The 24,814-nt window shown below is 52.0% G+C and carries 21 protein-coding genes and 2 pseudogenes; 14 read left to right on the top strand and 9 right to left on the bottom strand.

Annotated elements, in window-relative coordinates; genetic code table 11:
* The first annotated feature begins 16 nt into the window (after positions 1-16).
* The 7 genes from OGV69_RS09910 (at position 17) to symE (ending at position 9,462) form a co-directional block, all read left to right on the top strand.
* Entirely contained in the window at positions 17-211 is a 195-nt protein-coding gene (locus tag OGV69_RS09910; RefSeq protein WP_003830038.1) for a YbdD/YjiX family protein, read from the top strand.
* A 12-nt stretch (positions 212-223) separates the two neighbouring features.
* Positions 224-1,180 (top strand): GTPase, encoded by a 957-nt coding sequence (gene yjiA / locus OGV69_RS09905; RefSeq protein ID WP_069324114.1) that lies wholly within the window; start codon positions 224-226, stop codon positions 1,178-1,180.
* Between the two features lie 182 nt (positions 1,181-1,362).
* On the top strand, positions 1,363-2,529 hold the full coding sequence (locus tag OGV69_RS09900) for a restriction endonuclease (protein ID WP_069324115.1): 1,167 nt from the start codon (positions 1,363-1,365) through the stop codon (positions 2,527-2,529).
* 63 nt (positions 2,530-2,592) lie between these two features.
* Positions 2,593-4,212 carry a type I restriction-modification system subunit M gene (locus tag OGV69_RS09895; RefSeq protein ID WP_069324160.1) on the top strand — a complete coding sequence of 540 codons (1,620 nt, stop codon included), beginning with the start codon at positions 2,593-2,595 and terminating at the stop codon, positions 4,210-4,212.
* Positions 4,202-5,533 carry a restriction endonuclease subunit S gene (locus OGV69_RS09890; protein ID WP_069324116.1) on the top strand — a complete coding sequence of 444 codons (1,332 nt, stop codon included), beginning with the start codon at positions 4,202-4,204 and terminating at the stop codon, positions 5,531-5,533. Before OGV69_RS09895 ends, OGV69_RS09890 begins: the two co-directional genes overlap by 11 nt.
* Before the next feature lie 94 nt (positions 5,534-5,627).
* A complete protein-coding gene (locus tag OGV69_RS09885) occupies positions 5,628-8,894 on the top strand; it encodes a type I restriction endonuclease subunit R (RefSeq protein WP_069324117.1) in 3,267 nt (1,088 codons plus the stop codon).
* Between the two features lie 223 nt (positions 8,895-9,117).
* Entirely contained in the window at positions 9,118-9,462 is a 345-nt protein-coding gene (symE, locus tag OGV69_RS09880; protein ID WP_069324118.1) for an endoribonuclease SymE, read from the top strand.
* 217 nt (positions 9,463-9,679) lie between these two features.
* Here symE and OGV69_RS09875 read toward each other — a convergent pair whose 3' ends face one another.
* From OGV69_RS09875 to OGV69_RS09855, 5 genes are all read right to left on the bottom strand, one after another.
* Positions 9,680-10,186 (bottom strand): hypothetical protein, encoded by a 507-nt coding sequence (locus OGV69_RS09875; protein ID WP_069324119.1) that lies wholly within the window; start codon positions 10,184-10,186, stop codon positions 9,680-9,682.
* A gap of 272 nt (positions 10,187-10,458) precedes the next feature.
* On the bottom strand, positions 10,459-11,523 hold the full coding sequence (locus tag OGV69_RS09870) for a DUF2955 domain-containing protein (RefSeq protein WP_069324120.1): 1,065 nt from the start codon (positions 11,521-11,523) through the stop codon (positions 10,459-10,461).
* Complete coding sequence (locus OGV69_RS09865) at positions 11,513-12,580, bottom strand: HlyD family secretion protein (RefSeq protein ID WP_069324121.1); 1,068 nt, start codon at positions 12,578-12,580, stop codon at positions 11,513-11,515. Before OGV69_RS09865 ends, OGV69_RS09870 begins: the two co-directional genes overlap by 11 nt.
* A 6-nt stretch (positions 12,581-12,586) precedes the next feature.
* Complete coding sequence (locus OGV69_RS09860; protein WP_069324122.1) at positions 12,587-13,051, bottom strand: MarR family winged helix-turn-helix transcriptional regulator; 465 nt, start codon at positions 13,049-13,051, stop codon at positions 12,587-12,589.
* A 148-nt stretch (positions 13,052-13,199) separates the two neighbouring features.
* The gene (locus OGV69_RS09855) at positions 13,200-13,364 is read right to left on the bottom strand and encodes a DUF1127 domain-containing protein (RefSeq protein ID WP_069324123.1); all 165 of its coding nucleotides are present in this window, start codon (positions 13,362-13,364) and stop codon (positions 13,200-13,202) included.
* 176 nt (positions 13,365-13,540) lie between these two features.
* Between OGV69_RS09855 and OGV69_RS09850 the strand changes: the two genes are divergently transcribed.
* Entirely contained in the window at positions 13,541-14,953 is a 1,413-nt protein-coding gene (locus OGV69_RS09850) for an aminotransferase-like domain-containing protein (RefSeq protein WP_069324124.1), read from the top strand.
* 26 nt (positions 14,954-14,979) lie between these two features.
* On the opposite strand, the pseudogene OGV69_RS09845 reads toward OGV69_RS09850, so the two are convergent.
* Positions 14,980-15,369: pseudogene (locus OGV69_RS09845) on the bottom strand (Rpn/YhgA-type helix-turn-helix domain-containing protein); the annotation flags it as partial.
* Between the two features lie 185 nt (positions 15,370-15,554).
* Here OGV69_RS09845 and OGV69_RS09840 point away from each other — a divergent pair.
* From OGV69_RS09840 to mdtM, 3 genes are all read left to right on the top strand, one after another.
* A complete protein-coding gene (locus OGV69_RS09840; RefSeq protein WP_069324125.1) occupies positions 15,555-16,370 on the top strand; it encodes a helix-turn-helix domain-containing protein in 816 nt (271 codons plus the stop codon).
* Positions 16,371-16,418: 48 nt separating this feature from the next.
* On the top strand, positions 16,419-17,069 hold the full coding sequence (locus tag OGV69_RS09835) for a LysE family translocator (RefSeq protein WP_069324126.1): 651 nt from the start codon (positions 16,419-16,421) through the stop codon (positions 17,067-17,069).
* 325 nt (positions 17,070-17,394) lie between these two features.
* Entirely contained in the window at positions 17,395-18,636 is a 1,242-nt protein-coding gene (gene mdtM, locus OGV69_RS09830; protein WP_038636916.1) for a multidrug efflux MFS transporter MdtM, read from the top strand.
* 84 nt (positions 18,637-18,720) lie between these two features.
* On the opposite strand, the gene OGV69_RS09825 is transcribed toward mdtM, so the two are convergent.
* The 3 genes from OGV69_RS09825 to OGV69_RS09815 all read right to left on the bottom strand — a co-directional run bounded on the left by OGV69_RS09825 (position 18,721) and on the right by OGV69_RS09815 (position 21,975).
* Entirely contained in the window at positions 18,721-19,281 is a 561-nt protein-coding gene (locus OGV69_RS09825) for a YagU family protein (RefSeq protein WP_069324127.1), read from the bottom strand.
* A 239-nt stretch (positions 19,282-19,520) separates the two neighbouring features.
* Positions 19,521-20,711, bottom strand: a complete 1,191-nt coding sequence (gene metC / locus OGV69_RS09820) for a cystathionine beta-lyase (protein WP_069324128.1) — start codon at positions 20,709-20,711, stop codon at positions 19,521-19,523.
* Positions 20,712-20,742: 31 nt separating this feature from the next.
* On the bottom strand, positions 20,743-21,975 hold the full coding sequence (locus OGV69_RS09815) for a dicarboxylate/amino acid:cation symporter (protein ID WP_038636908.1): 1,233 nt from the start codon (positions 21,973-21,975) through the stop codon (positions 20,743-20,745).
* Between the two features lie 219 nt (positions 21,976-22,194).
* Between OGV69_RS09815 and OGV69_RS09810 the strand changes: the two genes are divergently transcribed.
* The 3 genes and pseudogenes from OGV69_RS09810 to OGV69_RS09800 all read left to right on the top strand — a co-directional run.
* A complete protein-coding gene (locus tag OGV69_RS09810; RefSeq protein ID WP_069324129.1) occupies positions 22,195-23,121 on the top strand; it encodes a LysR family transcriptional regulator in 927 nt (308 codons plus the stop codon).
* A gap of 75 nt (positions 23,122-23,196) precedes the next feature.
* Positions 23,197-24,477 (top strand): DUF445 domain-containing protein, encoded by a 1,281-nt coding sequence (locus OGV69_RS09805; RefSeq protein WP_069324130.1) that lies wholly within the window; start codon positions 23,197-23,199, stop codon positions 24,475-24,477.
* A pseudogene (locus OGV69_RS09800) lies at positions 24,473-24,631 on the top strand (MFS transporter); the annotation flags it as partial. The gene OGV69_RS09805 and the pseudogene OGV69_RS09800, both read left to right, overlap by 5 nt.
* Positions 24,632-24,814: the final 183 nt, after the last annotated feature.

Raw genomic sequence — 24,814 nt, 5'->3', positions numbered from 1 at the left:
ATATCCGGGGCGTTTTATGTTTGGTACTTTAGGTCAGGCAAAAAAGTATCTCGGTCAGGCGGCGAAGATGCTGATTGGCATTCCGGACTACGACAACTACGTCGAGCACATGAAGACCAACCATCCCGATAAGCCGTACATGACCTACGAAGAATTCTTCCGCGAGCGCCAGGAAGCCCGCTACGGTAGCGGCGGAAGCAGTTGCTGTTAGAAGGAGAAGTGAATGACCCCGATTGCAGTTACCCTACTCACCGGTTTTCTTGGCGCGGGTAAAACCACCCTGCTACGCCATATTCTCAACGAGCAGCACGGTTACAAGATTGCCGTTATCGAAAATGAATTCGGCGAAGTCTCAGTGGACGATCAGTTGATCGGCGACCGCGCCACGCAGATTAAGACCCTGACCAACGGCTGCATTTGCTGTACCCGCTCCAGTGAGCTGGAAGATGCCTTGTTAGACCTGCTCGACAACCTCGACAAAGGCACTATCAATTTTGACCGTCTGGTGATCGAGTGCACCGGCATGGCCGACCCCGGCCCGATTATCCAGACCTTTTTCTCCCATGACGTGATTTGCGAACGCTACCTGCTGGACGGCGTGATTGCGCTGGTTGACGCGGTGCATGCTGACGATCAGATGAACCAGTTCACCATCGCCCAGTCGCAGGTCGGCTATGCTGACCGCATCCTGCTGACCAAAACCGACGTCGCTGGTGTTAGCGAGAAACTGCGTGAGCGCCTGGCGCGCATCAACGCCCGTGCGCCGATTTACACCGTGACGCATGGCGATATCGACCTTTCGCTGCTGTTCGATACCAACGGTTTTATGCTGGAAGAGAACGTGGTCAGCGCCAAACCGCGCTTCCACTTTATCGCTGACAAGCAAAACGATATTTCCTCGATCGTCGTCGAACTGGATTATCCGGTGAACATCAGCGATGTGTCGCGCGTAATGGAAAACCTGCTGCTGGAATCCGCCGAGAAGCTGCTGCGCTATAAAGGCATGCTGTGGATTGAAGGCGAGCCAAACCGCCTGCTGTTCCAGGGCGTCCAGCGCCTGTACAGCGCCGACTGGGACCGCCCGTGGGGCGACGAACAACCGCACAGCCTGCTGGTGTTTATCGGCATTAACCTGCCGGAAGACGAGATCAGAGCCGCGTTTGCGGGGTTGAAGAAGTAATCCTCTGCTGAATTGCCCGGTGACGCGATGTGACCGGGCCCGGAAATCCCGCTCCTTGTAGGCCGGATAAGGCGCAGCCGCCATCCGGCACTGGCCGTTTTCATTCCGATAAATGATTCACCCCATGGAATTTTTCACCTGGTATGGCAAGCTATTGTCATTGCACTCGTTAAGGGATCAACGTGAAAAATTACAAAGTGATTACCCCGCTTTTTCCGACCTACGCCCAGGTTAAAGCGATGATGAAAGCCATTTCAGGCTATTCCCTGAAATCGGTACGCAGCATGATTACCGCCATCTTTGAACAAACCGGTACCCCGCAAAACCCGGTCGACTGGTCAGAACCTGATTTATGGATCAACGAGCGCTTAAGCGGCGAAGATGCCGAAATTGCGCTACGTATCTGGCAAACCGACAATCATATTCTGAACCCACGCCACAGCTACGGCTGCTACCTGTTCCTCAACTACCCGCTGTTTGATCTGATGGCAAGCACCGCCGATGACATCTGGGCACCGACCGCTCGCGGCGAACGTTTTCTGCAAGACGACGACGAAACGCTGCGCTGGCTGGACGACCAGGAAGGGCTGATACAACTGCTGGAACTGCTTGCCGGTCGTGAAATGTCGCGCCGTGGGGATCTGCTACCAGAATGGCTGGCGTTTTTGCATCAGCATTCTAAATTTGCCTCCGACCGCTCGGCAAAAAGCACGCTCTACTCGCGCCTGTATAACCTGATTGACCGCCAGCTGGCGACCAGAGAAGGAATGAGCTACCGCATTACTGACGCAGGTCGCCAGTGGCTGACACAAGCGCTGCCAACCAAAAAGGCGGACCCGCGTAAGGCGCTGCTCGATGCGGTAAAACGCTACAACGAGCAGCAAAAAGAGGTACTACGCGAACAGCTTTCCACCATGAACCCCTACAAGTTCGAGCATCTTGTGGCGCAGCTTCTTGAAGCGATGGGCTATGAAGAGGTCGAGGTCACCAAAGCCTCTGGCGATAAAGGCGTGGATGTGATTGGTAAGGTGCAGGTGGGCATCACCACCATTACCGAAGTGGTGCAGGTGAAGCGGATGCAGAACACCATTACCCGCCCGTATATCGATCAACTGCGCGGCGCACTGCCTTATCACAAAGCCATTCGCGGCACGCTGATCACCACCGGCAAGTTTGCTGCTAAATGCGCGGAAGCAGCGCTGTTTCCGGGGGCCGCCCCTATCACGCTGATTGACGGCGATCGCCTGCTGGAAATGTTGATAGAAAATAACGTTGGGATTCGACGCAGCAATGCGGTGGAGTTGCTGGACGTGGACTTACAATTATTCGACGAGCTGGAAATAGACTAAAGGGCGAATTTGGCCGCTTTTATCGCTACAATAGCGGCCAAATTTTTCCAGAACGAGTTCATCATGGCCAAAGCACCAACCAAAAAAGCCAAAGCAAAGAAAGGCTTTGAAGACACATTGTGGGATACCGCGAACCAGCTTCGCGGCAGCGTTGAATCCTCCGAATACAAGCACGTGGTGCTGAGCCTCGTGTTTCTGAAATTTATCAGCGATAAGTTTGAAGCCCGCCGTCAGAAGATGAAAGACGAGGGACAGGGCGATTTCCTTGAGATGGAAGTCTTCTATCAGCAGGACAACATCTTCTATCTGCCGGAAGAGGCGCGCTGGTCGTTCATCAAGCAGCACGCCAAGCAGGATGATATTGCCGTACGGATTGATACTGCCCTCTCCACCATTGAGAAGCGCAACCCAACGCTGAAAGGCGCGCTGCCGGACAACTACTTCAGCCGCCAGAATCTGGAAACCAAGAAGCTGGCGTCGCTTATCGACACCATCGATAACATCGAAACGCTGGCCCACGAAACCGACGTCGAAGCGCTGTCGAAAGAAGACCTGGTCGGTCGCGTGTACGAATACTTCCTCGGCAAGTTTGCCGCCACCGAAGGCAAAGGCGGCGGCGAGTTCTATACGCCAAAATGCGTGGTGACGCTGCTGACCGAAATGCTCGAACCGTTCCAGGGCAAAATTTATGACCCCTGCTGTGGCTCGGCGGGGATGTTTGTCCAGTCGGTGAAATTTGTCGAAAGCCATCAGGGGAAAAGCCGCGATATCGCCCTGTACGGTCAGGAGCTGACGGCCACCACTTACAAGCTGGCGAAGATGAACCTTGCGATTCGCGGCCTCTCCGCCAACATCGGCGAACGCCCGGCGGACACCTTCTTCAGCGATCAGCACCCGGACCTGAAAGCCGACTATATTCTGGCCAACCCGCCGTTTAACCTGAAAGACTGGCGCAACGATGCCGAACTGACCAAAGACCCGCGCTTTGCCGGCTACCGCACGCCGCCAACCGGTAACGCCAACTACGGCTGGATTTTGCATATGCTCTCCAAGCTGTCGGCCAACGGCACCGCCGGTTTTGTGCTGGCGAACGGATCGATGAGTTCCAACACCAGCGGCGAGGGCGAGATCCGCGCACAGATGATCGAAAACGATCTGATCGACTGCATGATTGCCCTTCCTGGCCAGCTATTCTTCACCACCCAGATCCCGGTGTGCCTGTGGTTTATGACCAAGTCGAAGGCAGCCGATCCGGCCAAAGGCTATCGCAACCGTCAGGGCGAAACGCTGTTTATCGATGCGCGTAATCTTGGCACCATGATGAACCGCACCACCAAAGAGCTGACGGCGGATGATATCGCCACCATCGCCGATACCTACCATGCCTGGCGCAGCACGCCAGAAGAGCTGGCCGAGCGCGTGAAACGCGGCGACAGCAAACTGGCGCAATACGAAGACCAGTCTGGATTCTGCACGGTCGCGACTATTGAAGAGATCAAGGCTAACGACTATGTGCTGACGCCGGGCCGCTACGTCGGTGCCGCCGAGCAGGAAGATGACGGCGTGGCATTTGAAACTAAAATGCGTGAGTTGTCGCAGACGTTGTTTGCGCAGATGAAGCAGGCGGAAGAACTGGATAACGCGATTCGCCAGAACCTGGAGGCGTTGGGTTATGGGGAGTAAGTGGAAAACCGTTCGTCTTGGTGACTACTGTATTAAGATTGGTAGTGGAGCTACCCCTAAAGGCGGTAATAGTGTTTACACTGATACCGGCAATACGTATTTTATTCGCAGCCAGAATGTTTATAACAATGGTTTTAATACTAATGGGCTAGTTTTTATTACTGATGAAGCAGCATTTAAACTTAAAAATGTAAATGTTCAGGAAAATGATGTTTTATTAAACATCACTGGCGACTCCGTTGCTCGCGTATGTATCGCCCCAGGAGCTTTTCTACCTGCTCGAGTTAACCAACATGTCGCTATAATTCGCCCTAAAAATGATGCATTTGACCCCCGTTTCCTTAGATATTTTTTATCAAGCCCCCACCAACAAACCCTGCTGTTAACACTTGCTAGTGCTGGTGCAACGAGAAATGCCTTAACAAAAGGAATGATTGAGGACTTACAAGTTCCCAAACCTCCTGTATATGCACAAAAATCTATTGCAAATGTATTAGATAGCTTTGATAAAAAGATAGAAAGTAATAATAAAATCAACCAAACCCTCGAACAAATGTCCCAAACCCTGTTCAAATCCTGGTTTGTGGATTTTGACCCGGTGATTGATAACGCGCTGGATGCGGGAAACCCAATCCCGGAAGCGCTGCAATCTCGCGCTGAGCTGCGTCAAAAAGTACGCAATAGTGCAGATTTCAAACCACTTCCGGCAGACATTCGTGCTCTGTTCCCGGCTGAATTTGAAGAAACAGAGTTGACCTACGCACCAAAAGGTTGGGTGACGAATCGGCTGGAAAATATTTTAGAGTTGGCTTACGGAAAAGCACTTAAAAAGACAGAAAGAACCAACGGTGATTATCCTGTTTATGGTTCTGGTGGTGTGGATGGAACCCATAATGAGTATCTTGTTAAAGGGCCTGGAATTATTGTTGGAAGGAAAGGTACTGTTGGTTCACTACATTGGGAAAACAAAGATTTTTACCCCATCGATACGGTGTTTTTCGTAAAACCAAAAGAATATTTTCCCCTTGTTTACTGCTATCAACTATTGAAGACACTGGGATTAGAAAATATGAATACCGATGCTGCTGTCCCTGGGTTGAACAGAAACAATGCTTATCGTCTTGAGGTCGTTACACCGACCCAACCCATCATTGCCAAATTTACAAATATAATTCAGGCAATCCAGTTTAAAATAGATTCAAACCATAATGAGACTGAGAATCTAACCGCCCTCCGTGACACCCTGCTCCCCAAACTTATCTCCGGCGAGCTGTCCCTGGAGGATCTGCCAGATTTAGTAACCCAAACCGAACCCGCATAACGCATTTTGCCCCTGAAAAATCAGGGGCTTTCTGGTAAGGTTTTCTCTGTTACAGGAACCCTTACCAGAAAATCAGCCAGGGCCGGAGCGAGATATGCATCTCACATTCAGTGAAGCGAAGTTAGAACAAACCATTATCGAACTGCTACAGGAACAGGGCTATCAGCACCTGATCGGCGATGATGTACCACGTTCCAGCCTCGATCAGGTAATTATCGAAGACGATCTTCGCTACTACCTCGCCGCGCGCTATCAGGCCGACGGCATCACCGAAGCGGAAATCCAGCGGCTGATCAAACAGTTCACCACCCTGCCCGCCTCCGATCTCTATGAAAGCAACAAAACCTTCTGTGCCTGGCTGGCCAACGGTTTCCTGTTCAAACGTGACGATCGCCAGCAGAAAGATCTCTATATCGAACTGCTCGACACCCGGCATCTGCCCGCCGCGCTGCGCGAACTGTTCGATACCGAAGAGGTTCCGCTGCAACAGGCCGCGGAAACATCGGCAAGTTATCATCTTACCCAGCCGCTGAACCGGGTAAAAATCGTTAATCAGCTGACCATCACCGGCAAAGAAAACCAGCCGCGCATTCCGGATGCGATTTTGTATATCAACGGCCTGCCGTTAGTGGTGTTTGAATTTAAAAGCGCAGTGCGCGAGCAGGAAGCCAATATTGGCGATGCGTATAAACAGCTCTGCACCCGCTATCGCCGCGATATTCCGCAGCTGTTTGTCTATAACGCGCTGTGCATTATCAGCGATGGGGTCAATAACCGCATGGGTAACCTGTTTGCGCCGTACGAGTATTTCTACTCGTGGCGCAAAGTCACCGGCAATGAAAACCGCGAGCAGGACGGCATCCCTTCCCTGCACTCGATGATTCAGGGGCTGTTTCACCCGGTCCGCCTGCTGGACGTGATCAAAAACTTTATCTGCTTCCCGGATAAAGCCAAACACGAAGTAAAAATCTGCTGCCGCTACCCACAGTACTATGCGGCGCGCAAGCTGTACTACAGCATCGAACGGGCGCGTAAACCTTTCGGCGACGGCAAGGGCGGCACCTACTTTGGCGCAACCGGCTGCGGCAAGAGCTACACCATGCAGTTCTTAACCCGCCTGCTGATGAAGAGTGTCGAGTTCGCCAGCCCGACGATCGTGCTGATCACCGACCGTACCGATCTGGACGATCAACTCTCGGCGCAGATGTGCAATGCCAAAAACTATATTGGCGACGACACCGTGGTGCCCGTCACCAGCCGCGACGATCTGCGGGAAAAACTAGCCGGTCGCAACAGCGGTGGCGTCTTTCTGACCACTATCCATAAATTTACCGAAGACACCGAGCTGCTCTCCGAGCGCAGCAATATCATCTGTATTTCCGATGAAGCGCACCGCAGCCAGGTCAACCTCGATCAGAAAGTGATCGTCGATAAAGAAAACGGCAAGGTGCGCAAAACTTACGGCTTCGCCAAATATCTGCACGACTCGCTGCCACAGGCCACCTACGTTGGTTTTACCGGCACCCCTATCGACGCCACGATGGAAGTCTTTGGCAACATCATCGACAGCTACACCATGACCGAATCCGTGCAGGATGAGATCACCGTACGCATTGTCTACGAAGGCCGCGCCGCGAAGGTCATCCTTGATGCCGGTAAGCTGGAAGAGGTGGAAAAGTACTACGCAGAGTGCGCTGACGCCGGTACCAACGAGTGGCAAATCGACGAGAGCAAAAAAGCCAGCGCCACCATGAACGCCATTCTCGGTGATGAAGACCGCCTGAAAGCGCTGGCGGAAGACTTTGCTAAACACTATGAAAAACGTGTCGCTGAAGGCTCCACAGTAAAAGGCAAGGCGATGTTTGTCTGCGCCAGCCGGGAGATTGCCTGGGATTTCTATCGTCATTTGAAAGACTTCCGTCCGGCATGGTTTGAAGTAAAACAGGCCCCCGATGGGGTTGAGCTTACTGAGCAAGAACAAAAAGAGCTGCCGCCGTCCGAAATGGTCAAAATGGTGATGACCCGCGGCAAAGATGATGACGCGAAACTGTACCACCTGCTGGGCAGTAAAGAGTACCGCAAAGAGCTGGATAAACAATTCAAAAACGCGAAGTCGAATTTCAAAATCGCCATCGTGGTGGACATGTGGTTGACCGGTTTTGATGTGCCGGAGCTGGACACCATTTATATCGATAAGCCGCTGCAAAAGCACAACCTGATCCAGACCATCTCCCGCGTCAACCGCAAGCTGGAAGGCAAAAGCAAAGGGCTGGTCGTCGACTATATCGGCATTAAGCGTCAGATGAACCAGGCGCTGGCGATGTATTCGCGCATCGATGCTACCAACTTTGAAGATATTCAGCAGTCGGTGATTGAGGTGAAAAACCATCTCGATCTGCTGGCGAAGCTGTTCCATGAATTCGACAGCCGCGCTTATTTCAGCGGCGAGCCACAGGCGCAGCTGGCCTGCCTGAACTACGCGGCAGAATTTGTTATGCGTACTCAGAAGACAGAGCGCCGCTTTATGGGGCTGGTGAAGCGCCTGAAAGCGGCCTATGACGTTTGCTGCGGCAGCGAGGCGCTGTCGCAGGCGGAGCGCGACCATATCCATTTTTATATTGCCGTGCGCTCCATCGTCTTCAAGCTCACTAAAGGCGACGCGCCTGATGTGACGCAGATGAACGCCCGCGTACGTGAGATGATTGCCGATGCGTTAAAGGCCGACGGTGTGGAAGAGCTGTTTTTCCTCGGCGACAAGAAAGCGGAGTCGATCGATATTTTCGACGACGATTATCTGGCGCGGATTAATAAGATCAAACTGCCGGCGACAAAAATTCAGCTGTTGCAAAAGCTGCTGGAAAAAGCCATCAGCGACTTTAAAAAGATCAACCAGCTGCAGGGGATCAACTTCACCCGCCGTTTCCAGTCGATTATGGATAAATATAACGAGCGCCGGGAAGATGACGTCCTCAACGGTGAAGAGTTTGATACTTTCAGCCAGGAGATGACCGATATTATCTACGATATTAAAACCGAAATGGGTACCTATGCCGAAATGGGGATTGATATCGAAGAGAAAGCTTTCTACGACATTCTGGCGCATATGCGCGATAAGTATCAGTTCACCTATGAAGACGACAAGATGCTGGCGCTGGCGAAAGAGATGAAGGCGGTGGTCGATAACACGTCAAAGTACCCGGACTGGAGCAAGCGTGATGATATTAAAGCCAAGCTGAAGGTGGAACTGATTCTGCTGCTGCACAAACATAAATTCCCACCGGTGGCGAATGATGATGTGTATATGGGCGTGCTGGCGCAGGCGGAGAATTTTAAACAGCATCATATTAACACACTGTATTAATGTCACTGCCGGATGGCGCGTTGCTTATCCGGCTTTCATTATATTTCCTGTCATTTTAATTCTCTCATCAATATTTCCAGTAGCGTCTTTATTATTGTCTATTTTTAGCTGGCTTTATTTTTATTTACTGGGTAGATTTACAGGTGTTATTTAACGCAAGGCACCCGTGCTGCAACACGAGCGCCTCGCTAATCACAATCACTATTCTCGGAAAATAGCCATCATGACTACCGTCCATTCTATTGCAGATCCGTGCGATCCAGAAGTCTCCCCGGCAAATAATCGTCTGGGTACCGTGACTTATGCGAGTCGTTATCCGGATTACACGCATGTTCCGGCAATTATTATGAAAGGCCAGTGGCTGGAAGCTGCCGGTTTCGCCACCGGCTGCAAATTCGATGTCAGAGTGATGCCCGGCTGCATTGTGCTGACGACAAAGCTGCCAGAGCCGGAAGAGCCCGCGTTATTGCAGTCGCTGCGTCGGGTGTGCAAGCTGTCCGCACGTAAGCAACAGCAGGTACAGGAGTTTATCGACGTGATTTCGGCGAAGCCGCGCAAGCAGGGATAACTTCTAAGATGCCAGACGGCGCTAAAGTATAGATTCGCGTTTGTGCCGGGTGGCGGCTACGCCTTACCCGGCCTACATATATAGCGATATCAATATGTTGCGCATATTTCATGTGGGCCTGATAAGCGAAGCGCCATCAGGCACTGATTTATCATCAGCCTCACGGCTTCTGCGGGTCGCTTGTTCAAACCTTAAGCGATAACTCAGATCTCGCCATTTAAATTGCCTTATTAAATGGAACAGAATTTTCGACAGTATTGATCATAACCGCAATACACCGTTTCCCTTCTGCCGTTTTGATCTTATACATTTCCCTGATGGAGTTAACAAATAGCTTATTCATTTCTTCTTCTGACTCAGGGAAAGAGGCAAATGCACATATCTGCTCAATAGTCAGCAATGGTCTCTTATCGTTGAGAATAGCCAGAACACCGGCGGGGTTATGTGGAATGGCTTCAGATACCGCCCCCTGCAAATCTTCCGCCGTACTGGCATCTACTCCGGATTCCAGAGCACTGGCCAGCGTTAACCAGTCATTATTACCTTTGCTAATTTCAGGAATAATATGGTTCCACCATTCTGATTCATTGTCATTATAAAGTGTGTGTACAACAGCATTTGCTCCTTTTTCATTTATCATCTGCAGAAGCTGAGGTGCAGTATGCTCTGCAGCGCAGGAAGCACCAGAAAGCATAAATAGAAAGAAGGTAACAATAAATTTCACTGTCTTATCCATTCATAATGACACATCGTTTAAAATATAATGATCGTAGAATTAAATTTGTTCATAAGTTCACAATTATTAAAATTCAGAATATTTATAATTTATATGCTTTTATTTCTCGAACAAATAAACCATATTCTGAATAATTAGATAAAGGTGAAACAGCAGGTAATCTGAAAAACGCCCGGTGGCGCTGCGCTTACCGGGCCTACAAACCTTCTTCTGTAGGCCGGATAAGGCGTTTACGCCGCCATCCGGCACTTCCCCCCCACTCACTCGGTGATCACAAACCGCGTCGCGGCAAAGCAGTTCAACACCCGGTGCACCAGAAATACCATGGTTAGCGTTGCCACCAGCGCGACGGTGACGGAGGTGATGCGGTACAGATCGCTGAATACCAGGTCCTGATCCGGGTGCAGGTTCTGGCCAAACATAATGCCGATGGTGGTGATGCTGGCAAACCCCACGCCCGCGCCGACTTTTTCCATTACGTGCAGGCGGGCGCTGAATGCCAGCCCGAGGCCGATCAGCGGCATCATCAGCACCATATGGTTGCTGAAATCGTAGATAAGCAGCTGCACCAGCAGAATATACAGACAGGCCAGCACCACGCCGACCACACGCCAGATCGAGCTGATCACCGCCCCGCGATAGTGCATCGGGAACAGGATCAAAATGCCCGCCATCAGCGCCGACAGCGAATCACTCAAATCGCAGATCTGGAAGACCACAAAAATCATCGTCGCCACCGTGCCGGAAAGCAGCGACTCGTGGCGCACCCGGGCGGCATCTTTTTCAATGCGCGGCGGCGGCTGGCGGGGTTCCACGTCCGGGATCAGATAATGCAGCAGCGCGCTCAGCGCCACCGCCATGACGCAGGCCTCCATATTGGAGAACATCAGCGTATGCCAGTTGGTGGTGGGATAGCTCATAAAATTGAGCATCGTGCTCTGGCATACCACGCCCATCGAACCGAGCAGAAACAGTGGCCCTTTGCTCATAAAACGAAAACGCATCACGTACAGGCCGAACACCACCAGCGTCATGATCAGCGGCCACTGTGAGAGATAGCCGACAATCAGCACCATTTCAACACAGTTTACTGCCGCGCTGAACACAAACTGTTTTGCCACATGGCGGTTGAATACCGGCACCAGCGACAGCAGCATCAGCGGATAAACCACAAAGAACACGCCGTACTGCACGTTGTAGAAGGTTGAGATGCTCAGCGCGATTGTCCCGGCAACGGAGATACGCAGGGTCTGGCGAAAATCATTGGCGGTGTAGACAATATTCCCGTGCGGCGTAAAGACGTGGGCCAGCGTGTTAATAGACATAATGCAGCCAGCTAACAAGGTGGATTTGCGCCCCGGCAAAGGTACGGGCGAACATCCCCTCGCTGTTATACAGCTGTACCGTGGCGCGCGCCCCGGTCGGTAACGGCGTGTCGAGGGGTTCTTTCAGCGCCACATGAATACGCATACGCTGGGCATCGCGTACCCAACGGGTGGACTGTTCCGGCTGCGACAGCTGGCCGTTAACCTGCTCCTGGCCAGCCAGAATACCGGCATCGCTGCTGGTAACGCGGGCAGAAAAAACCTTGCCCGGCATGGCGTCGAACACCACGGCGGCCTCGGTATCCACGCGAGTGTGGCGCAGGCTTTTCTCGCGAAAGTCGGCCACGATATCGGTCTGGTGGCTGACCAGCGCCAGCAGTGGCGTGGCGGCGGTGGCGTACAGTCCGGGGCTAAGCTGGAGATTGCTTACCGTGCCATCAGTTTCTGCATACACTTTGCTCCAGCCAAGGTTCAACTGCGCCTCTTCCAGCGCGTTACGGTATTTTTGCAGCGTCACGTTGCGCTTGTCATCGCGCTCGCCACGCTGGATAAGCAGGTTCTGAATACTGGCGTTGAGCGCCGCCACCGACTGCTCGCTGGTCTGCCAGGCAGTGCGCACCTTGTCGAGATCGGATTGCGATACATTCTGCATGGCGCTCAGGCGTTGATAGCGATCAAAGGTGGTCTTATCGTTACGGGCATTGAATTGCGCGGTGCGCAGGTTGGCACGCGCAGAGGCGATCTGCGCATCCAACTGTTGGTTGCTCAGCTTCGCCTGCTCAAGAGCAATCAGCGCCGCCTCGACCTTATTGATAAACGGCGTCGGATCCAGTTCGTACAGCAAATCGCCCTTTTTCACCCGGCTATTGTTATGTACATGCACCTGCGAGACATAGCCGGAAACACGTGAGGAAACAGGCGTTACCACGCGCATTACTGTGGAGTCCGGCGTCAGCGGGATCCAGATATCGGCAACGATAAACCAGGCGAATATTACCAGGAAAGCAGCAATACTCACCCTTACCCAACGGGCAAATTTTTGTTCTGGGGTCATCATAGTTTTTTAGTGTTGATTGTCTTCTTCGCGGATTGTCCGCAAATTGCAGGCTAGTTGATTTAACGTCGTGCTAAAGGCGGCAAGCTCCGCTTCAGGAATGGTACGGGTGACGCGATGCTGGTATGTCTCAATCACCCGGTTAAGTTCTTCCAGTCTTGCGCGGCCCTGCGCGGTCAGCGTTAACAGTCGGATGCGTTTGTCATAAGGCGATGTGGAACGCAGCAGGTAGCCCTGCTTTTCCAGTAGTGTGAGGGTGCGCATCAGCGGCGGCAGTTCAATGCCCTGCACCTGGGCCAGTTCACTGACCGAGACGTTGTCTCCCAGTTGATACAGCTGCATCAATACCGTCCAGCTTGATTGCGTCAGGCCTGTATCGGTGATGGCAGCATCAATAATGGCCCGCCACTGGCGTACCACCATCGCCATGCGCATCCCCATCGGACGCCGGGCAAACAGTTCATCTTCAGTCATGTTTCTTTTTCCTCATCGCTGAGAAGAAAATAATACTTATCAGGATAAGTATCAAGAAACAGACTATCAACAAGCATGAATTGATAAACACCGTGAATATAAAAGAGGCCGGATGCGCTAACACCCAGCCTCTGTCGATAGAAAATAATTACTCCACCTGATCGCGTCGCAGCCCGACATCACGCAGCCGCTCATCGCTCATCTGTTGCAACAGACACCGCGTTTGCGCCCGTAGCCGCCATGCTTTGTATGCTCGCCAGATCAGTACAAACCCAATGAACGGCTGCTTTGCTTTATTCTCATGAAATTCCATACCTTGCCTCCCGCCTTGCCAGAGGCTTTATCTTCACGGATTTGGGCCTGAACAATACAGACTCACAAAGTACTTTTATTTAACATACAGATTGGTTAAAAAGAGTTCTGCATCGCTTTTTTCACGCCAATCTGTACTGGTTTTTTTATCTGTATGGTACCCATGAGGGATACAGCATGACGCGTTACCAACATCTGGCCAATCTGCTGGCCGAACGCATTGAGCAGGGGCTGTATCGCCATGGCGAAAAATTGCCTTCGGTGCGCAGCCTGAGTCAGGAGCATGGGGTCAGTATCAGTACCGTCCAGCAGGCATATCAGACGCTGGAACAACTACAGCTGATCACGCCGCAGCCGCGTTCCGGTTATTTTGTCGCGCCACAAAAAGCACAACCGCCGGTGCCGCCGATGTCGCGTCCGGTGCAGCGTCCGGTCGAGATAACCCAGTGGGATCAGGTGCTGGACATGCTGGCAGGTCATGCGGACAAATCGATAATCCCTTTTAGCAGTGGCGTGCCCGATATCAATCAACCCAGCCTGAAGCCACTGTGGCGCGAACTCAGCCGCGTGGCGCAGCATAATCTCAAGGCGGTTCTGGGCTACGATGAATTACCTGGCTGTCGGGAATTGCGTCAACAGATTGCCCGGCTCATGCTGGACGGCGGTTCGATCGTCAATGCGGATGATATTGTGATCACTAATGGCAGCCAGAGCGGAATGTCGCTGGCGCTGCTAACGGTCTGCCAGCCTGGCGATATTGTCGCCGTTGAATCTCCCGCCTACTACGGCACAATGCAGCTGCTACGTGGATTAGGGATCAAAGTTATTGAGATCCCGACCGATCCGGATGCCGGGATCAGCATTGAAGCGCTGGAACTGGCGCTGGATCAGTGGCCGATTAAAGGGGTGATCCTGGTTCCTAACTGCAACAACCCGCTCGGCTTTATTATGCCGGATGCGCGTAAACGCGCTGTGCTCGCCCTCGCCCAGCAGCACGATATTGTTATTTTTGAAGATGATGTGTACGGAGAGCTGGCTACAGAATATCCACGTCCGCGCACAATCCATTCCTGGGACAGCGACGGTCGGGTGCTACTGTGCAGCTCATTTACCAAATCCGTGGCGCCGGGATTGCGCGTCGGTTGGGTTATTCCCGGTCGTTATCATGATAAATTTCTGCACATGAAATATGCCGTCATCGGCACTAACGTTCCTGCTACACAACTGGCGGCCGCCACCTTCGTGCGCGAGGGGCATTATCATCGTCATGTTCGCCGCATGCGTCAGATCTACCAGCGGAATATGGAGATCTATACCTGCTGGGTACGGGAATATTTCCCCTGCGGGATCTGCGTCACCCGGCCGAAAGGTGGCTTTATGCTGTGGGTTGAATTACCACAGCAGGTCGATATGGTCTGCGTTGCCAAACAGCTCTGTCGCCTGAAAATCCAGGTCGCGCCTGGCTCGCTATTCTCCGCATCCGGTAAATACCGCAACTGCGTACGCATCAATTGTGCGTTGCCGCCAGACGAGAAACATCGGGAAGTCATGCAAAAGCTCGGCGAGGCGGTAAAGGTGGCGATAGAGTAAGTCGGTATACCCGGCTTCGCCCCTGTCTAGTGGCTTAACCCCTGGATATCCTCAGCGGAAAGTCGGGTAATTTTTTGTACCGTGCTGATATCGATGCCATCTGCCAGCATGGTGCAAGCAATACGGAGCGCCTCAGTTCGCTGCCCCTCTATCAGCCCTTCTTGTTTACCTTCTTGTTTACCTTCCTGCAGACCTTTTAGCCATCCTTTTTGAAAACCTGCCTCATGCAATCTGTCCGCGATCGTCATCAAATGCTCCTTATGCTGCGGTGAACGTTCAGCGACCCCACGAATAAACTCACTGAATCGAGGTGCATCGCCAGTTTGCAAAATATAATTAAACAGTGTCTTTATCTGGCTGTCATTAGTCAGTCCAGTAAGTAGCAGGGAAACAATTTGTTCAACAAGCCCCATAAGGACGCCCCCCCCTCACCTGCAACTTTCTCTCTTTGCGAGGCGATTTCAGAGATAAAAACGTCCCTTTGTAACGTCCGCATTTATCTGGAACGTATCACGCAGAATCACGACCTCAATGCACATTCCCGCTTTTTCATCGCACACCCTGTGCTATAACAAATCATCACTTTCATGGAGGGCGAGATGTGACGCATACCCGGGATATTCCACAATCGTTCTGGCGTGACGCGCAGTTGCCGTGGCTGGAGCTGCGTAGCACCTGGCGTAGTCATCAAGCCTATAAACGTCATCATCATTCTCAGCTCTCGGTTGGAGCGATTCTTGAAGGTGAGACGTGCTGCCAGTGTGATGGCAAAGAATACCTCCTGAGCTCAGGCGACCTCATTGTGATCCCATCGCTGGCACCTCACAGCTGTAACCCCGTTAATGGGCGGTTTCGCAGTTACCATATGCTCTATCTTGATGCGCGGTGGTGCCTGGCCCATCTGCCTGCGCTGAGCAGCAATCAGCAGCTTTACCCACGCAATCCCGTTATCCGCGATCCGCAATTATTCCAGCGCTATTTGCGCCTCGTGGTGCTCATGCAGCGGCAACAAACGACACAGATAACCGATGCCGCGCAGGCACTGCTGCGCTCGCTGCCGTTGCAATCGGTAAAAGCGGAAAACCTTAGCGCTGCCAGCGCGTATCTGCGTGAACGGTTGCAGTCCTGTTTGTTTGCGCCCCCCTCGCTGGACGATCTGGCTTATGAATGCCACATGCGTAAAGAGACGCTGATCCGTAACTTTAAGCAGGACACCGGCCTGACGCCGGGGAGTTATCTGAATATCCTGAGAGTTAACTATGCCCGCCAGCGGCTGCGTGCCGGGGACGAAATTGCGGATGTCGGCTACCAGAGCGGGTTTGCCGACCAGAGCCATTTCCATCGCACCTTTGTGCGCTACACCGCGGCTACACCGCGTCAGTATGCATTAGGACGATCAATATCAGACAATAATTAGCGCGGCATCAGGCGTAGGGTGAACTCGGATTCCTTCTCTGAGGTCACTATGTCACTGCTTGCTGAACTTTTTCCGTCTGCGTTTCCCGCGTTGGCACTGGCGCATTTTGTCGCACTCCTCAGCCCGGGTCCGGACTTCTTTTTACTGGTCGGCTATGCCGTACGTTACCGGATGCGCGGCAGCGCCGGGCTGTGCGTGGGGATCGCCATCGGCAACGGGCTGTATATCCTGCTGGCGATTATCGGTTGGGGGATCCTGCGTCAGCTTCCTCTGCTGTTTACAGTTATTGAGCTATTGGGCGCACTCTATTTATTGTGGATTGGCAGCCTGCTGATACGCAGCCGCCCACAAACACTGACCGGAGCAGACGCCCAGTCGACCTGTCCAGGGTTTGGCAAACAGCTGCTGCTGGGGTTAGCTTCGTCACTATTCAACCCTAAAAATGCGTTGTTTTATCTGGCGCTAATGACCGCCCTGCTCGGCCCGTCGGTGACGTTGCTGCAACAAAGCATGAGCGGGATATGGATGACCAGCGTGGTGCTGTTCTGGGATCTGCTGATCGTCATGTTCATCGGTTTACCGCAGATCCAGCGACGCTTAACCAGAGGAATATTGTGGGTAGAGCGTATCGCCGGCGGCGTACTGATCATCTTCGGTTGTGCCATCGCGCTGCGTTTTTTGCAAAACATCTTACTCTGATAAACGTGGCGATTTTCTGCAAATAAACCGGATAAACTCGTTTAATTAATATCCAATCCACATTACACTGCAAATGGTTGCTACCCGTTCAACTTACTCTTCTTGAGGTGCGATGTGCTGATTGTTACCTGTAATCGTTACGCTTTCTGACCCTGCGTTAGTGAGCGTTTCTCCTGTTTGCGCTTCACGCCGACAGCGTTTTTGATTACATGAAATTCAGTACATTTGCAGTCTGCTTTTATTCTGTCATCGACCTGACGTCTTAAAGACGGTATTGAATTTCGTTATTCCCGTTGAGGGTTTTCTCCCGACAAGGAGCTGTTTTATGCAACGGATTCTCGCGTTTTTCTCCCAACGCGCTACGACGCTATTTTTTCCTATTGCGTTGATTTTGTATGATTTCGCCGCCTATCTGTCGACGGACTTGATCCAGCCCGGCATCATTAATGTCGTACGCGATTTCAACGCCGATGTCAGTCTGGCGCCCGCGGCGGTCAGTCTCTATCTGGCTGGTGGTATGGCGCTGCAATGGTTGTTAGGACCGCTTTCCGATCGGATTGGCCGCCGTCCGGTACTGATTGCGGGAGCGCTAATTTTTACGCTCGCCTGCGCTGCCACATTGTTCACCACCTCGATGACGCAATTTCTGGTTGCCCGTTTTGTGCAGGGCACCAGCATCTGTTTTATCGCCACCGTCGGCTATGTCACGGTGCAGGAGGCATTTGGGCAAACAAAGGCTATTAAGCTGATGGCGGTAATCACCTCCATTGTGCTGGTAGCGCCGGTTATCGGCCCGCTTTCCGGAGCAGCGCTGATGCATTTTGTACACTGGAAGATCTTGTTTGCCATTATCGCCGTCATGGGGCTTATCGCACTCATTGGACTCACGTTAGCAATGCCAGAAACCGTCCAGCGTGGCGCGGTGCCATTCAGTGCGCGCAGCGTCTTACGTGATTTTCGCGACGTTTTCCGCAACCGGGTGTTCCTGTTTGGCGCAGCCACGCTGTCGTTGAGCTATATCCCGATGATGAGTTGGGTGGCAGTCTCACCGGTGATCCTCATTGATGCTGGCGGCATGACCACATCCCAGTTTGCCTGGGCGCAGGCGCCGGTGTTTGGCGCGGTGATCGTCGCCAATATGGTGGTCGTCCGCTTCGTGAAGGATCCGACCCGGCCACGCTTTATCTGGCGAGCGGTTCCCATTCAGTTGAGCGGGCTGGCGGTATTGATTGCTGGCAATTTACTGTGGCCGCACGTGTGGTTGTGGTCAGTACTGGGGACCAGCCTGTATGCGTTTGGCATTGGAATGATCTTCCCAACGTTATTTCGCTTTACACTATTTTCCAACAACTTACCGAAGGGTACGGTTTCGGCGTCGTTGAATATGGTGATCCTGACGGTGATGGCGGTTTCTGTCGAAATTGGGCGTTGGTTATGGTTCAACGGCGGCAGGATTTCGTTTCATCTGCTGGCGGTGGTGGCAGGTATTGCCGTCGTGTTCACGCTGGCAGGCTTACTGAAGCGCGTACGTCAGCATGAGGCAACCGCATTAGCCGCAGAGAGTTAACCTTCTACGAACTGCCCCCATTCGTGAACACTGATATTGTGTTTAGCGGTTGGGGGCAATCCATCATTGTGCATCTACTTTTAATCATCTGACAAGAGATAACGGAACTTCCGCATCGGGTTCATGCGTGATCCGATTACGCAGGTCGCGACGAATCATTTCAATGACCCAAAACCAGAAAATATGTCCAATAATTTCCGACACATATTCATCAAATGGTAGCTGAGGCAAGGGCGGCGAAAGATGAAGGGCGGGAATGAAGATGCCATGAACTGCCACCGTCACGATTAAACCTGCCAGTACCCCCTGCCAAAGTTTAACTTTTGGAAAAATTTCAGCGGCAACGCAATATCCGACTGCAAACACTAATGAAAATATGATGTGCGTGACCATAACCGGATTAATCACATGTTCAGAAAAGGTATAGACCGTTTGCGTGGGGTCAATCCCTAAATAGTCTCTGAGAAAAAGGTACGGAGGATTAAACTCATTTCTTCCCAGAGAAAATGTCCTGGGTGGAAGCGGAACTTCGGCCCCCCACTTAACAAATGCAGAAAGTACGCCAGAAACGATGCCGACTAACACGGCAACGCCATAATGGCGGCGTTCAGTTGGTGTCCTCGTGAATAAATCTTTCAGCTTCATAACTCATCATCCCCTCTGTGCCAGTAACCCTAAAAATCAGTAACTATGCTATCCAGGAGGGATGATAAAAATCGTGATTAAGATTATCCTTGATAAAAAATGATCTAAAATGACTAATTATGAGTTAATTTGATTGTAAATATAACGTCACTGCCTATGTCATGCAGGCGTTTTATCCGGCCTACTGGCTTACATAGGCCGGATAAGGATCAACGCCATCCGGCAGCGAGTCTGTCACCTCACGCGATGCGCGCAAACCCCGCTTCCAGATCGGCAATCAGATCGTCAACATCTTCCAGACCAATATGCACCCTGACCAGCGTGCCGCTGAAATCAACCTCTCCGGCCAGGCGAATGCTGTTCAGTTCTTCCGGTTGATTCGCCAGAATGAGTGACTCAAAACCGCCCCAAGAATAAGCCATATGGAACAGCGAGAAATTATCGAGGAAATTCGCCATCTGCTCGTCGGTCAGTCTCTTTTTCAGCACAAACGAAAACAGGCCTGAACTTCCGGCAAAGTCACGTTGAAAATACTCGTGTCCCGGACATTCCGCTAATGCAGGATGATTCACCCGCGCCACTTCCGGCCTTGCCGACAGCCAGCGAGCAATGTGAATACTGCTCTCCTGATGCTGCTTCAGACGTACCGCCAGCGTACGTAATCCTCGGCTACCGTTGTAGGCTGTGTCGGCATCCAGCGTTTGCCCCATCAGATAGGAGTTCTCTCGCAAACGGTCCCAGCAGCGGGCGTTAGACACCGCTGTTCCCAGCATGCCATCCGAATGGCCTATGGTGTACTTGGTACCTGCCTGAATGGAAATATCCACCCCGAAATCCAGTGCTTTGAAGAGAACACCCGCCGCCCAGGTATTGTCGATCATAATGACAATCTCCGGATTCACCGCGCGGATAGCCTTCACCATTCCCGGTACATCCTGGACTTCCATCGTGATAGAACTTGGTGATTCGAGGAACACCACCTTCGTTTCCGGACGCAGAAGATCAACGATCCCAGCCCCAATCAACGGATCGTAATACGTTGTTTCCACGTTAAATTTACTCAGGATCTTATTGCAAAAATCCTGAGTTGGCTCATAGGCCGCGCCCGTCATCAAAATATGATCGCCGCTTTGGACGAATGCCAGAATCGCATTGGTCACCGCTGCAGCTCCACACGGATACAGCGCGCAGCCGACACCGCCTTCCAGCTCACTCATGGCTTTCTGGAAGGCAAAATGCGTATAGGTTCCGCGACGACCGTAAAACAGTTCGCCGTTAGCACGGTTGGCGGTGGCAAATTTCTTATCCTTCACGGTATCGAACACCAGCGAAGAGGCGCGTTGGATCACCGGATTCACCGCTCCCTGGGTATAGCGTTTGTCGCGACCAGCAACGACCAGGTGCGTTTCAAGCTTCATAGCGTCTTTCATAACTTCTCCTGTTCTTAATCCGTGTGAAAACCTATACCACCGCAGCAGTAGAGTTTATTTCAGTGTTGGTCTGCTTTTTTCCAGCGAACCGTTCGACAATCTGTGCCGCGTTCAAATCATGGATGACGTTAATCAATGTAGCTGGCGCATCGGTAATGGTGCCCAGTACCACCAGCATCGGGATCGCTTCCATCGGCAGACCCAACGTGGTGACGATAAAGATCTCGCCAAGGAATGCCCCACCGGGTACGCCGCCGACGATAATGGCGGAGAGCACCGCAATCAGCATCGTCAGGAAGAAGGTTTCGGTGGTGAACTCCATACCCAGCACGGAATAGATAAAGACAATTTTCAGTGCGGCTATCATCGCCACGCCGCCTTTATTCAGGTTCACCAGCAGCGGAATGGAGACATCAACGATTTCCGGGTTGATCCCCATCGCTTTACCGGCGCGCAGCGTCACCGGGAGCGTACCCAGCGAAGAACAGGTCCCCAGCGCGGTTGCAGAGGGTTCAATCGCGTTACGCCAAAAGGCTTTCACCGCCGGAATACCGCCGCCAATGTACGAATAGAGAATAGAGCCAAAAACAAAGTAGACCAGCGTAGCAACCATAAACAGGCCAATGGCGCGGGCAAAGGTTAGCAGCAGAGCAGAGTCCTGGCTGGCCATGGTGGCGGCGAAGTAGCAGCCCAGACCAATCGGCGCAACCTTCATGATGATTGAGACGATCTTCATGATCACCGTGTTGGCATCCTCCAGCAGTGAAGCAATGCGTTTCCCTGCCTGATCCGACTGGCCAATCGCCACACCCGCAATGATCGCCATCACGATCAGCGCCAGGATATTGGACTTAGAAAACAGTCCAATAAAGTCGCTGGTGGTAATCATGCTTACAAAATCCATCTTGCCGCTACCCGCCTGTACGGACTGCGAGAGATCGATAGTGACGCCCTGCGCCGGGTTATACCAGAGCGCCAGCGCGACGATCCCGGCCGCCGGAATAAAGGCCATCGCGATCGAAACAATAAAGATAATCGCCATAATGCGCCCCAGCCTTTTCAGGTCGGTCATACTGGCGATCGAAGACATAACGCTGATCCCCACCAGCGGCACAATAATCATAAATAACAGGTTTAAGAATATCTGACCTATTGGCTGGAGCTTACCTGCCAACGATGGGGCATAAATACCTAATAAGCCGCCAATCACCAGAGCAACTAACAAAATAATCGACGATCTGTAGGGTTCGAGTCGTGACCACATAATCGGTACCTTTAGAATAATAATTAATGAGATTAAATTCACAATGTGATGAGTTGCCGTTGCGCCTCCTGTTATTTTGTGACGTAACTCACCTAAGTTGTTATTTTTTCATTTTGCCAGCAAGTTGTTTCCTGTGATTCAATAGTTGCATGTTTAAAAGCCGAATGTAACGGCCTATTCGTACCGTTTTTGCAAATCACTTGTGAATTAAAGGAAACTATGAGTACGCCGATTTCACTCAAGCATCTGGAATTTTTTACGAAAATCGTCGATTGCGGGGGGCTGTCAGAAGCCGCGGCGCAGCTCAATGTCTCGCCGTCTGCGGTCAGTAAAAGCCTGGCCGCGATGGAAGACACGCTGGGGACGACGTTAATTAAACGCACCACCCGCAGTATTACCCTGACCGACGCCGGGCAATATCTCTTCAACCGCGCTAATAAGCTTTTGAAAGAATTCGATGAAACGCTGAATACCACTTCCGGTTATTACCACAGTCCACAGGGTGAATTACGTATAACCTGCTCAATTGCGTTTGGTTATTCCCGACTGGTGAACCTGGTGGATAAATATCGCGCTCAGTTCCCGGATGTGAATTTATATATCGATCTCAACGATAACTTCGTGAATCTGAACGAAACGGATTTCGACATCGCTCTGCGCATTTCTACCGCGCCGCCGCAGAACTATGCCATGCGCAAGCTGGTGCCTGTCCGCTGGGCGTACTGCGCCTCACCCGGCTACCTTGCCAAAAAAGGCATGCCCCAGCGCCGCAGCGATCTGGTCAACCATGATTGCCTGGTGTATCCGGGTCTCACGCCAGTGCTGAAAGTGGCTGATGAACAGGATCGTCTGCATCAGCTCAAACTGCATATGCCGATCCAGGCCAATAGCAGCCTGGTATTACTGAAGTCGGTACTGGAGGATCAGGGCGTGGCGTACTTGCCGACCTACCTGATTGGCGATCATATTCAAAAAGAAGAAATAACACCGTTGATGCTCGACGGCACGATTACCTGTGAAACTCATGCTCTGTATGCGCTCTATTTTCCCAGTAAGTACAGCAACCCCAAGGTACGATCGTTTATCGATTTTCTGGTAGCGGAACTCGGTCCCTTACCTGCATGGGACAACTGGATCCCGGAGTAAGATCTGGTCGCCTAAAAACGAGGGCCGCACCACATTTTTTGCACGATCCTGTCGTCTGGCTCTATTCTTAAGCCTATGAATAAAATTGCTGAACTCAAACGCGCCAAACGACTGGCGCTCTCATTGCTGCTGATTGCCGCCGCCACTTTCGTTATCACGCTGTTTCTGCCGCCTAACTTCTGGGTACTCGGAATCAAAGCGATCGCCGAAGCGGCGATGGTCGGCGCACTGGCGGACTGGTTTGCCGTGGTGGCGCTTTTTCGCCGGGTGCCGATCCCTTTTATCTCGCAACATACGGCGATTATCCCACGCAATAAGGATCGGATCGGGGAAAATCTCGGTCAGTTTGTGCAGGAAAAATTTCTCGACACTCAGTCCCTGGTCACGCTGATCCGCCGCCATGAACCGGCGCTGTTGATCGGGAACTGGTTCAGCCAGCCGGAAAACGCCCGGCGTATTGGCCAGCACCTGCTGCAAATTATGAGCGGTTTTCTCGAACTGACCGACGACGCCCGCATTCAGCGGCTGATCAAGCGGGCAGTGCACAAGGCCATCGATAAGGTTGATCTCTCTGAAACCAGCGCATTGATGCTGGAAAGCATGACCAAAAACAATCGCCATCAGGTGCTGCTCGACACGCTGATCGCCCAACTGATCGCTCTGCTGCAACGCGATAGCTCGCGGGCATTTATCGCCCGGCAGATCGTGCACTGGCTGGAGACCGAACATCCACTGAAAGCGAAGATCCTGCCGACAGAATGGCTGGGCGAGCACAGCGCCGAACTGGTTTCTGACGCCGTAAACTCTTTGCTGGATGACATCAGCCACGATCGCGCCCATCAGATCCGCCACGCCTTCGATCGCGCGACGTTTAAGCTCATCGATAAGCTCAAACACGATCCGGAAATGGCCGTGCGAGCGGAAAGCCTCAAAAGCTATCTGAAAGAAGACGAAGCCTTCAACCGTTATCTCGGCGAGCTGTGGGCAGACCTGCGTCAGTGGCTGAAAACCGATATCAACGCCGATGATTCTCGCGTGAAGCAGCGCATTGCCAATGCCGGGCAGTGGTTCGGCGAAACGCTGGTTGCCGACAGCGCCCTGCGCGCTTCATTGAATGGGCATCTGGAGCAGGCCGCGCATAAGGTTGCGCCGGAGTTCGCCGCCTTCCTGACGCGCCACATTAGCGACACGGTGAAAAGCTGGGATGCGCGCGATATGTCACAGCAAATTGAGCTAAACATTGGCAAAGATTTGCAGTTTATTCGCGTCAACGGCACGCTGGTCGGCGGTTCTATTGGGCTGCTGTTATATCTGCTGTCGCAAATACCTTCCCTGCTGACGCTGGCGAATCTTTAAGGGCATCACCTTGCTGGTGATGCCACTCGCCCGTCAACTTAGCGTGCCGCGCAATATTAATCTGCTGGGAAGCGGCGCTCAGGCCATCATTAGCACCGCGCTGTGTGATGCCGTTGCGTTGTTTTTTGCTGCGATTATCAGTCTCACGCAATGATATAAACAGCGATTCGGCAACCCTAAATAAAGAACAAAATACCCACCAGGAAAATTAAAATTCACAACCGTTAATTTATAAACTCACTTTAAAATGCGTAAAAATGGACACGTTAATTCAACATCAACACCATCTTCAGAAAACACATATATTCTGGTTTAAAAAAAATCGCCCGCTTTAATA

This window comes from Citrobacter sp. Cc139, assembly GCF_030334645.1.
Taxonomy (GTDB): Bacteria; Pseudomonadota; Gammaproteobacteria; order Enterobacterales; family Enterobacteriaceae; genus Citrobacter; species Citrobacter werkmanii.
The sequence above is the reverse complement of the archived record's forward strand: the minus strand, read 5'-3'. Positions and strand labels throughout refer to the sequence as shown.

Coding starts and splice junctions, on each gene's coding strand:
- OGV69_RS09910 (WP_003830038.1), top strand. CDS start 17: ATGTTTGGTACTTTAGGTCAGGCAAAAAAGTATCTCGGTCAGGCGGCG.
- yjiA (WP_069324114.1), top strand. CDS start 224: ATGACCCCGATTGCAGTTACCCTACTCACCGGTTTTCTTGGCGCGGGT.
- OGV69_RS09895 (WP_069324160.1), top strand. CDS start 2,593: ATGGCCAAAGCACCAACCAAAAAAGCCAAAGCAAAGAAAGGCTTTGAA.
- OGV69_RS09890 (WP_069324116.1), top strand. CDS start 4,202: ATGGGGAGTAAGTGGAAAACCGTTCGTCTTGGTGACTACTGTATTAAG.
- OGV69_RS09885 (WP_069324117.1), top strand. CDS start 5,628: ATGCATCTCACATTCAGTGAAGCGAAGTTAGAACAAACCATTATCGAA.
- symE (WP_069324118.1), top strand. CDS start 9,118: ATGACTACCGTCCATTCTATTGCAGATCCGTGCGATCCAGAAGTCTCC.
- OGV69_RS09870 (WP_069324120.1), bottom strand. CDS start 11,523: ATGTCTATTAACACGCTGGCCCACGTCTTTACGCCGCACGGGAATATT.
- OGV69_RS09865 (WP_069324121.1), bottom strand. CDS start 12,580: ATGATGACCCCAGAACAAAAATTTGCCCGTTGGGTAAGGGTGAGTATT.
- OGV69_RS09860 (WP_069324122.1), bottom strand. CDS start 13,051: ATGACTGAAGATGAACTGTTTGCCCGGCGTCCGATGGGGATGCGCATG.
- OGV69_RS09855 (WP_069324123.1), bottom strand. CDS start 13,364: ATGGAATTTCATGAGAATAAAGCAAAGCAGCCGTTCATTGGGTTTGTA.
- OGV69_RS09850 (WP_069324124.1), top strand. CDS start 13,541: ATGACGCGTTACCAACATCTGGCCAATCTGCTGGCCGAACGCATTGAG.
- OGV69_RS09835 (WP_069324126.1), top strand. CDS start 16,419: ATGTCACTGCTTGCTGAACTTTTTCCGTCTGCGTTTCCCGCGTTGGCA.
- mdtM (WP_038636916.1), top strand. CDS start 17,395: ATGCAACGGATTCTCGCGTTTTTCTCCCAACGCGCTACGACGCTATTT.
- OGV69_RS09825 (WP_069324127.1), bottom strand. CDS start 19,281: ATGAAGCTGAAAGATTTATTCACGAGGACACCAACTGAACGCCGCCAT.
- metC (WP_069324128.1), bottom strand. CDS start 20,711: ATGAAAGACGCTATGAAGCTTGAAACGCACCTGGTCGTTGCTGGTCGC.
- OGV69_RS09815 (WP_038636908.1), bottom strand. CDS start 21,975: ATGTGGTCACGACTCGAACCCTACAGATCGTCGATTATTTTGTTAGTT.
- OGV69_RS09810 (WP_069324129.1), top strand. CDS start 22,195: ATGAGTACGCCGATTTCACTCAAGCATCTGGAATTTTTTACGAAAATC.
- OGV69_RS09805 (WP_069324130.1), top strand. CDS start 23,197: ATGAATAAAATTGCTGAACTCAAACGCGCCAAACGACTGGCGCTCTCA.